The following is an 11,635-nucleotide window of genomic DNA, read 5'->3' on the forward strand; positions in this document are numbered from 1 at the left end:
TATTTGGCAACCTTTACGTAAACAGACATGTCGATCGGCAAATTTTGTTGTCAGGCTGCCCACATCAGGTGGCCGATAAGCGGCGCCAGCACCACCGTCACCACGCCGGAAAGCATCATCACCAGGCTGGCGACCACGCCCTCCTGCTCGCCGAGCTGGTAGGCGCGCGCCGTGCCTGCTCCGTGCGACGCCGCGCCGAAGCCCGCCCCTTTCGCCACGCCCTGGCGGATAGCGATGCGCAAAAACAGCACGTCGCCGATCGCCATGCCGAACACGCCGGTGATCACCACGAACAGCGCCACCAGATCGGGCTGGCCGCCGATGGGCTTCGCCGCCGCCAGCGCGAAAGGCGTGGTGATGGAGCGCACCGCCAGGCTGCGCTGGATCGACTCAGGCAGCGTCAGCAGCCGCGCCAGCCACACTGAACTGCACACCGCCACCAGCGTAGCGGTCAGCACCCCTGCGCTCAGCGAGAGCCAGTGACGGCGAATAATCGTCATGTTTTCATACACCGGTACGGCGAAGGCCAGCGTTGCCGGGCCGAGCAGCCAGAGCAGCCAGTGGCTTTCAGCAATATAGTCCTGCCAGGAAACGTGCGTAATCAGCAGCAGCGCCACCAGCAGCACGGGCGTCGCCACCAGCGGCATCAGCAGCAGCGTGCGCCAGCGGCGATAGAGACGCTTGTTGAGAAAGTAGATCAGCAGCGTGACCGCCAGACAAAGCAGGCTCAGGATAAAATCACGCATCGCGCTGTTCCCTGCGCGCCGCGCGCGCCACTTCATAGCGGTAGAGGCGATCGACCACCAGCGCGGTGGAGGCGAGCACCAGCACGGTGCTTAGCGCAATCACCACGCAGATACGCCAGCCGTCGACGCGCAGCAGGTCGCCGTAGTTCACCACCGCCACCACCGCTGGAATAAAGAACAGCAGCATTTCGGCCAGCAGCCAGCGCGAGCCCGCCCTGACCCAGCGCAGCGGCAGCACGCGCGTGACGATCAGCGCCAGCAGCAGCAGCATGCCGACGATATTGGCGGGCAGCGGCAGGTGCAGCCAGCTCACCAGACGATCGCTGGCGATAAACATGCCGATGTACAGCAGCAGCTGCAGCGGCAACCAGAGTCGTTGCAGCCTGCCCACGCGCTGCGGGCTGAGCGCTAACGCCATTTTCTTTTCTCCCTTCACCAGATTCGGTGCTTAGTATAAATCCGCGACAGAAGGTGAAAAAAATGAATTAAAATTATCCCAATCATGCCAAAAGGGAATAGTTATGGACGTCCGTGCGTTACGCTACTTCACCGAGGTGGTGCGCCAGCAGAGTTTTACCCGCGCTGCGCAGAAGCTCTACGTGACCCAGCCCACCATCAGCAAAATGCTGCGCCAGCTCGAAGAAGAGCTGGGCTGCACCCTGCTGCTGCGCGACGGCCGCAAGCTGCATCTGACCGACAGCGGCCAGGCGGTCTACCAGCGCGGGCTGGCCATTCTGCAGGAGTTTCACCAGCTCGAGGCGGAGATCGGCGATATTAACCAGCTGAAAACCGGCGAGCTGCGCCTCGGCATTCCGCCGATGGTCGGCATGCAGATCGCCGGCTCAATCTCGGCGTTTCGCCGCCGCTATCCCGGCGTCACCCTGAACATCTCCGAATTTGGCGGCCTCACGGTGCAACAGGCGGTGCTGGCGGGCAGCCTGGATATCGCGCTCACCGCCCTGCCGGTCGATCCCCATCTGCCGCTGAACACGCTTCCCCTGATGCACCATCCGCTCTGCGTGCTGGTGCCGCGCCAGCCCGCCTGGCTTAACCGCAGCCATATCGCGCTGACGGAACTGGCGGCGCATCCGCTGCTGATTTTCAACGAGGAGTTCTCGCTGAACCGCCAGCTGATGAAGGCGTTTCAGCGGCTTGGCGTCACGCCGCATATTGCGGTGCGCAGCGGACAGTGGGATTTTCTGGCGGCGATGGTTCAGGCGGAGATGGGGCTGGCGATCCTGCCGGAGCCGATCTGTCAGCGGCTGGATAAGCAGTCGCTGCTGTGGCTGCCGCTGGAGTCGGAGCTAATGTGGAGTCTGGGGTTGATCTGGCGCGAGGGAAGCTATCTGTCGCGCAGCGCGCAGGCGTGGATCGCCTGCTGCCGCGAACACTGGCCGGATGAAGCGCCGCGCCTGTCGGTATAGGCGCGGCGCGCGGCTTACTCTTCTTTCTCGATCAGCAGCGCTTCCAGCAGGTCAAGATCGCGCAGCAGCCGCTGCATGCTCTCATCGGAAATCTGCTGGGTCGCGCGCAGGTGATAGACTTCGGCGCGCTCGGCGCGTAGCGCGGTCAGGCGGAAGCGACGCTCCAGATTCTCGGCGAACAGCGCCTGTTCCAGATCGCTTTTGCCGTCGGCGCGGCGACGCAGATTGCCGATAACGCGCAGGCTGACCTCTTTGAGCAGCTCAGGATCGATATTCTCTTCGCTGCTGTTCTCCAGCCGCTCTTCCATTTTATGCAGGCTTTCGATCGCCACGCTCGCCATCACCGCGCGGGCGTTTTGCAGCTCGCGGCGGTGTCCGGCTTTATCGATGCCGTCCACGCCGCGCAGCAGCAGCGGCAACAGCACCACGCCTACCAGCAGCGAAAACAGGATCACGCCGGTCGCGATAAAGACCAGCTCATAGCGCGCCGGAAACGGCTCGCCGGAGGTCAGGAACAGCGGGATAGAGAGCACGCCCGCCAGGGTAATGGCGCCGCGCACGCCGGCAAAGGTAGCGATCAGCAGCTCGCGCAGCGAGTAGTTGGCGAACTCCATCGGCTTCTTCTTCAGCACGCGCTTGCTGAGACGCTGCATAATCCAGAGCCAGCCGAAGCGCACCACCATCAGTGCGGCGTAGACCAGGATAATGTCGGTAAACAGCATCCAGAGCTCGACGTTGGGATCGGCGTTGGCGGCGTCAATCGAGGTGCCGATAATGTCCGGCAGCTGCAGGCCGAGCATCAGGAACACCATGCCGTTGAAGACGAACTCCAGCATCTGCCAGACGCTGTTGGCGCGCAGGCGCATCGCCAGCGGCGCCTGGCGGATAATGCCGGAGCGGGTAATGGTCATGCCAGCCGCAACCGCCGCCAGAATGCCGGAGACGCCGAGATGTTCGGCAATCAGGTAGGAGGCGAACGGCAGCAGCAGCAGCAGCACGGTTTGCGTCGCCGGATCGTCGCCGCTCCAGCGGCTCAGCAGACGCAGCGATTTACCATAGAGCCAGCAGACCGCCACGCCCGCAATCAGGCCGCCGATCGCGACCTTAAGGAACTCGACGCTGGCGCCGCCCCAGGTAAACACCATGGTGCCCATCGCCACCGCAACGGCGAACTTCAGCGAGACCAGGCCGGAGGCGTCGTTCATCAGCGCCTCGCCCTGCACGATCGACATGATTTTCTTCGGAATGCGTCCCTCGCCGACGATGCCGGAGAGCGCCACGGCGTCCGTCGGCGACAGCACCGCCGCCAGCGCGAAGGCGGGGATCAGCGGAATACCCGGCACCATCCAGTAGATGAGGTAGCCGATGCCGACCACGGTAATCAGCACCAGCACCAGCGCCAGGCCGATAATTTCCCGGCCATGGTGCAGGAACTCGCTGATCGGCGTCTTCCAGCCGTCGGCAAACAGCAGCGGCGGAATAAACAGCACCAGGAAGAGTTCCGGGTCGAAATCGACATGCAGGCCGAAGGTCGGCCAGGCGAGCAGCGCGCCGGCGAGGATCTGCACCAGCGGCAACGGGATCTGGAACGGCAAGATGCGAGCGGCCACCCCGGAGAGCGACACCACCAGCGTCATAATGAGAATAGTGAAGAAGATTTCCATGCTTTCCTTAGGCGAATCGTAAAGTCAGAAAAAATGTTGTGAGCGCTAAAGTGTAAAGCAAAGTGCGCAGAGAATGACAAGTCACGCGTGCGGCGCGGCGAAAAATCAGGAGAACATGCCGGGCGAGACGGCGCTCGCCCGGTTTTACAGCTAGATCGCCCAGCCGCCAGCGTAGAAAATCACCAGCGCGGCCGCTATCACCACCGTGCCGACGTTCAGCCTGCGCCACTCGCCGGCAAACAGGCGCCCCACCACCAGCGTGGCGAAACCGAGCATAATGCCGGTGACGATATTGCAGGTCAGCACGATAAAGACCGCGGTCACCAGGCCGGACATCGCATCGACGAAGTCGCCGAAGTCGATTTTCGCCACGTTGCTCAGCATCAGCAGGCCGACATACATCAGCGCGGGCGCGGTGGCGTAGGCGGGTACCAGATAAGCGAGCGGCGACATAAACAGAATCGCCAGGAACAGCAGTCCGACCACAATCGCCGTCAGGCCAGTCTTGCCGCCCGCCGCCGTGCCGGCCGCGGATTCGATATAAACCGCCGCAGGCGACGCGCCGACCAGGCCGGCGAACAGGCTGCTGACCGAATCGGTGGTCAGGGCGCGTCCGCCGTTGATGATCTGGCCCTTCTCATCCAGCAGGTTCGCCTGCCCCGCCACCGCGCGGATGGTGCCGGTGGCGTCGAACACCGCCGTCATCACCAGCGCCAGCACGCTCGGCAGCACCACCGGCTGTAGCGCGCCCATAATATCCAGGCTGAACAGCAGCGACTCGCCCTGGCTGTCGCGCAGGCTAGGCAAGGCGAACAATCCCTGAAACTTCACTGCCGGATCGAAGATCAGCCCGAGAATCGAGATGGCGATAATGGTGAGCAGAATGCCGCCCGGCACCCGACGCTTCTCCAGCCCGACGATCGCCGCCAGTCCCAGCAGCGACATCATCACCGGAAACGAGGTGAAGTGGCCCAGCGCCACCGGCATGCCGGCCGCGGGGTTCTTCACCACCAGCCCGATACCGTCGGCGGCGATCAGCAGCAGAAACAGGCCGATGCCCACGCCGGTGCCGTGCGCTACGCCCATCGGCAGATTACGCAAGATCCAGGCGCGGATGCCGGTTACGGAGATAACGGTGAACAGCAGCCCCATCAGAAATACCGCGCCGAGCGCTACTGGCACGCTGATATGCTGGCCGAGCACCAGGCTAAAGGCGGTAAAGGCGGTGAGCGAGATGGCGCAGCCGATGGCCATCGGCAGGTTGGCCCATAGTCCCATCACGATAGAGCCGACGCTGGCGACCAGACAGGTGGCGACGAAGACTGCCGTGGGCGAAAAGCCCGCTTTACCCAGCATGCCGGGAACCACAATCACCGAGTAGACCATCGCCAGGAAGGTGGTCAGTCCCGCCAGAATTTCCTGCCGGACGCTGCTGCCGCGTGCAGAAACAGAGAACCAGGCGTCCAGCTTGCCAGCGGACGAGCGTGATTCGTATGACATAGTTGAGCCTCAAGAATTTTTTGTTGTGTGAAACGCCCTGCGTCGCTGCCTGCAAAATCCCTGGTTATCGACCCGGCGCAATGGCGCGCCAGACGGCAGGCAAACGTTTACTTCGCGGCGGATAACTCTCCGCTATGCGGACAGATAAAAGGCAAGGGATTATCCGGCGTTTGGCAGCAGATTTTCAACTGCTTCCTCGCCTTAATTCAGGATAAAGAAAAGTGTGTAACAGGGTTGCTGAAGGCTTGTGCGGCGTCGGCGCCAGGGCCGTCGCCGCGTTACTTGCTGATGCCGCGGCCTTTTTTCGTCGCTTAGCCGCCTGGCATCACCTCGCCGCCCTGCTGGACGGCGCGCTGCCAGGCGGCGCGCTGCTGCACGGTATTCAGCCACGCCGCCGTAGCGGGCATATCCTCCAGGCCGCCACGCGACTGCAGCGCCAGCAGAGGAAAACTCATCTGGATATCGGCAATGCTGAAGCGCTTGCCCGCGAACCAGGGCTGAGCGGCCAGATGCTGCTCGATCATCTGACGATGCGGCACCAGCTGCTTATCAAGCCAGGCCTTTTGCATGCCCTTGCCCAGCGCCGCGCCCGCCGGACGCAGCAGCCAGGGCACCGGCGCCTTGCCGAGGCGGCCAAAGACCAGCTTCATCACCAGCAGCGGCATCAGCGACCCTTCGGCGTAGTGCAGCCAGTAGTTCGCCTGCAGACGCGCCTGCTCGTCGAGAGAGGTTAAGCGCTGTTCGCTGTCATATTTGCCTTCCAGATAAGAAAGGATGGCGCCCGATTCTGCCACCACCTGATTACCGTCGGTAATCACCGGCGACTTGCCGAGCGGATGAACCTTTTTCAGCGCGTCCGGCGCCAGCATCGACGCCTCGCGCTGATAGCGTTTGATTTGGTAAGGCACTTCCAGCTCTTCCAGCAGCCACAGCACGCGATGCGAGCGCGACTGCTCGAGATGGTGGACGGTAATCATAGTGAATTCCTGTTATGGACCTCAGGCAAGTATAGCGCTCATCCTCTTTAGCGCGGCGGCTCGCCTTTATCGTCCTGTTCGGGATCGAGCAGCACCGCGCCGGAACCCTGCTGCGCCAGCCGGTCGCCGGGGTTGCGCAGCGGACAGTCGCGCATCGACAGGCAGCCGCAGCCGATGCAGCCGTCGAGGTCGTTGCGCAGGCGCGTCAGGGTTTCGATGCGCTTATCCAGCTCCTCGCGCCAGTGCTGCGTCAGGGCGTCCCACTCGTGGGTCGACATGCGCTTGTTGGCGGGAATATGCATCAGGCTGTCGCTGACGGTGGCGAGCGGGATGCCGATGCGCTGGGCGATTTTGATAATGGCGACGCGCCGCAGCACGTCACGGCTGTAGCGGCGCTGATTGCCGCCGTTGCGCGTGCTGGAGATGAGCCCTTTGCTTTCATAAAAGTGCAGCGCGGAGACCGCTACGCCGCTGCGGCGCGCGACTTCGCCCGGCGTCAAAACCGGTTTCGGGTAGTTGCGATCTTTTTTCATCTGGCTCTTTACCTCAAGTTAACTTGAGGAATTATACTCGCCTCCGTCAAATAACGAATCCCTCAGGACTAAAGGACGAGATTATGATGCAAGAAGAGATCATTCACTCCCTGACGCGCTGGATCGACCAAAACCTGGATAAGACGCTCTCTATCGATGAAGTGGCGGCCAGGTCCGGCTATTCAAAATGGCACCTGCAGCGTATGTTCCGCACCGTGACGAAACAGACGCTAGGCGGCTACATTCGCGAACGTCGCCTGACGCTGGCGGCGGAAGCGCTGCGTCAGACGCAGCGTCCGGTATTTGATATCGCGATGCAGTACGGCTATGACTCGCAGCAGACCTTTTCCCGCGTCTTCCGCCGTCAGTTTTCGCAGACGCCGACCGCCTATCGCCACTTTATGCGTCGCCAGGCGATTCAGCGTCCACGTATGCTGAGCTTCGACTGTAGCGAACCTGCGGCAAGCTATACCCAGCGCACCACCGGGGAATGCTGTCCAGTTCGCTAAGCCTCTGGCGCCCTTTACGGGCGCACCTTCCCGCTTTCCTCGCCTAATGCCCTGATTTTCCGGACAACATTTCGATAAAAAAATTTCTACCATACCAGGTACAAATTTTGTTCAAAAAATCAAATCCAGTGATATAATGTGACCCAGCTCACATATTACACCCTTTATGACGGCGAAAAGCCTTTCCCTGACCACGCTTTTCGTCGCCAGTGATGTCCGGTAACCGTCAGGGATAATCACTTAGATTCAGAGGCTTAAGTCGATGGCGACCATAACCACCAGCTTGATTGTCATGCGTTGGGAACTGCTCAGCGCAATCATGATGTTTTTTGCCAGCACCCTTAAAATTAAATTCCGTCAGAGCAGCCATCACGTGATGGCGTTTATGTGCGGCGGCGTTGGTCTCGGGATGACCTGCTGGTTCGTGATGGGGCTGCTGGGCATCTCGCTGAGCATGGAAAACGTGCATCACTTTATGCTGGTGACCAAAGATACCTTTATTCAGGTGATGAGCCAGACCCCGCCCGACTGGCCAATGCCTTAATCGTTAGCCAATAAAAAACCCCGCATAGCGGGGTTTTTTATTACAGGCGGTTTATGTAGCTGAAAGTGGCAGGCATGGCCCGAAGAGCAAAGCGTCCCGCGCCAGGGACGGCGCGGGCCGAGCGAGCATGGATGCGTTAAGCGACTTTGCGATCGGGCCATGCCTGCCGCGCTAGCACATTGCTTAAAGCCAATAAAAAACCCCGCATAGCGGGGTTTTTTATTTTGCTGTGTGACTCAAACTTTCTTCAACAGCGCAGGGATATTCACGTCCTGCACCGAAACGCCCGGTATCTGCGTGCCGCGGCGATCCTGAATCCACATATCTCCCATCATCTGGTTAAGTCCGCGATCCAGCCCTGTCACCAGACCTGCGCCCGGCGTAAAGGTCAGCTCGCCGAAATAGATGCGGCCTTCATGGATATACCAGTCCACGCGCACATAGTCGAAATCGCTCGCCAGCTTCTTGCTCAGATCGAGCGCGTGCTGCAGCGAATCGGCGATTTTCGTCACGTCGAGGCCGGTGTCGCGAATCTTGTGGAACGCTTCGGTCAGATTATTGACGTAAAAGTTCATCGACAGCTGCGGCTGGCAGCGGTTGTAGATCACCTGCAGCACATATTCAAAGCGGCCGTCGCGCTTGTTGAACATATGAAACTTGTAATCGATCGGTGCCGTTTTGCCGTCGCCAATATACTTTTCAACCAGAATACGCGGCTTGATATAGCGATAGTGGATCTCGCGCGCCTCGTTGGCGAAGTCGGTCTTCAGCCACTTATAGCAGCTGTTGATAATCTGCTGCTTGCGCAGCGCGTCCGGCTCTTCCAGCAGGATCTCTACCATGTTGGAAGCGTGGTTCGGCTTGATCACCGTGCCCTTCCAGCATTGCAGACTGTTCAACGATGCCGGATCGGTCGACTCATGCACCAGCGGAATCAGGTATTCGTTGCCAATCTTCTCGGCGATATAGTCGCGCACCGAATACTTATCCGAAAGGCGGCCGTAAATCTGGTAGTCGCCATAGACGAACTTGCGGTACAGCACCTTTTCGTTGAAGACCTTGGGTTGACGCAAATTGGGCAATTTTTTGAACTTGTGGAAGTAGTAAATGCGGTCCTGGTACGCCCAGGGCATCTTCTTAATGAAGTACTGCACACTTCTTCTGAGTTCATCTTTCAACTTAAACATATCTGACCTCATTTGTAGGTTTTGTAGTTGAGTGAGGAAACCTGAATTCTTTGAATGACGCCGTTTTTGAAGAAGTAATTCATTACGGTAAGGGACAAGAGTTCCGACACGAAGACGCTCCATGCGGCGCCCATAATGCCGTAGCCCTGGATCAGCCACCATGAAAGCGGCAGGCTGATGACCATCAGGCAGATGATTTTCTTCAACAGATAGTTGAAACCACCCTCTTTCACCATGTAGCGGTAGGCTACGGTGCCCATAGCGGAGAAACAGGTCGCCATTGACAACAACGTAATGAGACTTCCTGACTGTGTGTATTCTGAACCGTACAAAGCGATGATGATTTTCTCGCCGAACAGCGCGATGACCAGCAACATCATCAGTGAAACTCCCATGACATAGCCGTTAAGCCGCGCTGCCAGCTTAATAGCCACTTCGCCGCGTTCCCTGAAGATTTCAGTGAAGCATGAAGTTATGAGCGCCACGGGGATGAAAATCCACGAAGCCGCGATAGTGTTGGCCGCCGCAAACAGCCCGAGATCGCTTGCCGACGCGATGCCGGCTAAAAACATCTGCGCAGCTTTAACCTGCACTGAAATAAAAATGCTGGAGATCGCCAGCGGCAGACCGGCGTACATCAAATAGCGCAGATAGGCGCTACGTTTCTCCTGCGGCGGAGCAATATCCTGCGTTTCGCGGTAAAAGTTGTATCGCTTGATAACGTAAGGCACCAGCGTCACGGCCACGATAGAGAGCGTCAGCCATGCCGGATTCAGGCGCAGCCAGGCGATCACGAAGCTGATGGTAAAGCTCAGCAGCATGCCGAGCGAGTTCGCAACGGTATTGAGCCGGGAGGCGAGGCGCGCGTTGTTGTAAACGCTGAAGGTGTCCTGCGTCACGAATACCGAGGCGACGAACGACGCCAGCGTGAACGCCAGAAAGTTTTGCGGCATGGTGAACCACACCCAGGCCAGCACCGGCGCTGCGGTGACCAGCAGTAAAATCATGCGCAGCGTGCGCGCCACATTCATCAGGCGCAGCCCTTTCGGCGCGCTTTTGCTGATCCGCTTAAACAAGATAGTTTCGGTACCGAAGATGGCGACGGTCTGGACCATTGAAAATAAAGAGGTAGAAAACGCCATCTGGCCAAATACGGTTGGCCCGAATGATTTCGCCACGTAGGAGGTCACAAATATGACGCCAAAAACCGAGACGATCTTCTCAGACATCATCCAGGCGGCATTAGACATTACGCTTAATTTCATTGACTCATCCTTTGCATTACTTACTTCAACCGCTTCGGTACAACGTCCCTGTAACGAATTAACAAGCGCTCAGTGGGCCTGGCGTTATTTAAAGATTTCAAACCAGGCTGGTCCGAAAAATGAGAATCAGAACACGATTCGGTGAATATTTTCAGGATAATTCTGATTAAATTTGGCTCAGAATGGCAAATCTGGAATCGATTTCACGATGAAAACAGAACCCATTCGCAAGCCATTTCCCTGCGAATTTAGCAAGCACGTTATGCTAAATATCAAATGTACGTAGAAATTTTTCGTATTTGGGATGGGAAGAATCTATAACAAAAATCCCTGGCCAGGAAGGTGCGCCCATCCGATAAGAATAAAATAAGATTTATCCCATGATGATATTTATTCTAAATATCTTAATTTAACCCACGCAATTCTAATCGCGCACTTTAATACTGCATTAATAGTTTATTTACAGTGCCAGATATTAATACAGTACATCTCATCCATTAATCGATAAGAAAGGTAAGAGCATTTATGAGAAAGTCACGATATAGCGAAGAGCAAATCACAAATGCCATTAAAGCTTCTGAATCAGGGGTTAAAGTCAGGGAGATTTGTGACGAGCTGGGGATCTCTGAGGCCACCTTCTATAGCTGGAAGAAGAAGTTCTCCGGCCTCTCTTCAGAGGAAGGAAGAAGAATCAAGGAGTTAGAAGATAAACTACAAACACTTACCCGTGAGCTGCAAACGCTCAACTCAGATAAGGAGATGCTGCAAAGCGTATTGAAGAACTTCTTTACTACCAACGAGAAGCGTCAGGCGGTCAACTTCCTGCAGAGCACGTTCGACATCGGCACGCGCCGCAGCTGCCGCCTGCTCGATATTAGCCGCAGCGTTTATCACTATCCGTCAGGCTCGGAAAATCGATAAAACCAATAATACTGCCCTAAACTGACTTAGCGCTGAGATTGTTCTTACCAGAAGAGATGATGACACTTTAAGATACCATTCGTGGCTTTAATTTTCGTTCCATGCATTCCTGATGGGTTTGCAGCCGGATCGATTTTCATTTTTTGCGGTAATATTGATAAGCACCAGCAAAAGTCTCGCATTTCTCGCTACTTCTCCTCTCGCCCAATCTCATTTCGATGAGATTGGTGCTTTCTGCTTTACATCAGGCATGTTAATGCACGGCGCTAAAACGCTCTCCTTCCATTAAGCTGCGCTGAACAGCTTTTCTAAGAGAAGCCATTTTTACTTCAACATAGCCTGGCACTAAGTTTGCATCCAGTGGA

Annotated in this window: 12 protein-coding genes; 4 read left to right on the forward strand and 8 right to left on the reverse strand. The window is 57.5% G+C overall.

Going from position 1 to position 11,635, the window contains the following annotated elements; genetic code table 11:
* Positions 1 to 50: 50 nt before the first annotated feature.
* Both PVE98_RS18045 and PVE98_RS18050 read right to left on the reverse strand, forming a co-directional pair.
* On the reverse strand, positions 51 to 746 hold the full coding sequence (locus PVE98_RS18045; RefSeq protein WP_033749176.1) for an LrgB family protein: 696 nt from the start codon (positions 744 to 746) through the stop codon (positions 51 to 53).
* Positions 739 to 1,164 (reverse strand): CidA/LrgA family protein, encoded by a 426-nt coding sequence (locus PVE98_RS18050; protein WP_033749175.1) that lies wholly within the window; start codon positions 1,162 to 1,164, stop codon positions 739 to 741. The genes PVE98_RS18045 and PVE98_RS18050 overlap by 8 nt, the downstream gene beginning before the upstream one ends.
* 103 nt (positions 1,165 to 1,267) lie before the next feature.
* Between PVE98_RS18050 and PVE98_RS18055 the strand changes: the two genes are divergently transcribed.
* Entirely contained in the window at positions 1,268 to 2,170 is a 903-nt protein-coding gene (locus PVE98_RS18055; protein ID WP_096072432.1) for a LysR family transcriptional regulator, read from the forward strand.
* 14 nt (positions 2,171 to 2,184) lie between these two features.
* Here PVE98_RS18055 and PVE98_RS18060 read toward each other — a convergent pair whose 3' ends face one another.
* From PVE98_RS18060 to soxR, 4 genes are all read right to left on the reverse strand, one after another.
* The gene (locus PVE98_RS18060) at positions 2,185 to 3,834 is read right to left on the reverse strand and encodes a Na+/H+ antiporter (protein ID WP_033749173.1); all 1,650 of its coding nucleotides are present in this window, start codon (positions 3,832 to 3,834) and stop codon (positions 2,185 to 2,187) included.
* 150 nt (positions 3,835 to 3,984) lie between these two features.
* Positions 3,985 to 5,334, reverse strand: a complete 1,350-nt coding sequence (locus PVE98_RS18065; protein WP_033749171.1) for an NCS2 family permease — start codon at positions 5,332 to 5,334, stop codon at positions 3,985 to 3,987.
* Between the two features lie 311 nt (positions 5,335 to 5,645).
* Positions 5,646 to 6,311 carry a glutathione S-transferase family protein gene (locus PVE98_RS18070; protein ID WP_096072431.1) on the reverse strand — a complete coding sequence of 222 codons (666 nt, stop codon included), beginning with the start codon at positions 6,309 to 6,311 and terminating at the stop codon, positions 5,646 to 5,648.
* 47 nt (positions 6,312 to 6,358) lie between these two features.
* Positions 6,359 to 6,844 carry a redox-sensitive transcriptional activator SoxR gene (gene soxR / locus PVE98_RS18075; RefSeq protein WP_033749168.1) on the reverse strand — a complete coding sequence of 162 codons (486 nt, stop codon included), beginning with the start codon at positions 6,842 to 6,844 and terminating at the stop codon, positions 6,359 to 6,361.
* Between the two features lie 83 nt (positions 6,845 to 6,927).
* Between soxR and soxS the strand changes: the two genes are divergently transcribed.
* Both soxS and PVE98_RS18085 read left to right on the forward strand, forming a co-directional pair.
* Positions 6,928 to 7,353 carry a superoxide response transcriptional regulator SoxS gene (soxS, locus tag PVE98_RS18080; protein WP_033749167.1) on the forward strand — a complete coding sequence of 142 codons (426 nt, stop codon included), beginning with the start codon at positions 6,928 to 6,930 and terminating at the stop codon, positions 7,351 to 7,353.
* 262 nt (positions 7,354 to 7,615) lie between these two features.
* Positions 7,616 to 7,897 (forward strand): YjcB family protein, encoded by a 282-nt coding sequence (locus tag PVE98_RS18085; protein WP_033749166.1) that lies wholly within the window; start codon positions 7,616 to 7,618, stop codon positions 7,895 to 7,897.
* 236 nt (positions 7,898 to 8,133) lie between these two features.
* Here the strand turns inward: PVE98_RS18085 and PVE98_RS18090 are convergent, their stop codons facing one another.
* Together PVE98_RS18090 and PVE98_RS18095 are read right to left on the reverse strand one after the other, a co-directional pair.
* Complete coding sequence (locus PVE98_RS18090) at positions 8,134 to 9,084, reverse strand: ATP-grasp fold amidoligase family protein (RefSeq protein ID WP_033749165.1); 951 nt, start codon at positions 9,082 to 9,084, stop codon at positions 8,134 to 8,136.
* 8 nt (positions 9,085 to 9,092) lie between these two features.
* Positions 9,093 to 10,349 carry a polysaccharide biosynthesis C-terminal domain-containing protein gene (locus PVE98_RS18095; protein ID WP_033749163.1) on the reverse strand — a complete coding sequence of 419 codons (1,257 nt, stop codon included), beginning with the start codon at positions 10,347 to 10,349 and terminating at the stop codon, positions 9,093 to 9,095.
* A gap of 525 nt (positions 10,350 to 10,874) precedes the next feature.
* On the opposite strand from PVE98_RS18095, the gene PVE98_RS18100 reads away from it, so the two are divergent.
* The gene (locus tag PVE98_RS18100; RefSeq protein WP_033749162.1) at positions 10,875 to 11,270 is read left to right on the forward strand and encodes a transposase; all 396 of its coding nucleotides are present in this window, start codon (positions 10,875 to 10,877) and stop codon (positions 11,268 to 11,270) included.
* Positions 11,271 to 11,635 lie beyond the last annotated feature (365 nt).

The sequence above is a fragment of the Pantoea sp. GABEPS69 genome, from assembly GCF_045780835.1.
Lineage (GTDB): Bacteria > Pseudomonadota > Gammaproteobacteria > Enterobacterales > Enterobacteriaceae > Pantoea > Pantoea septica.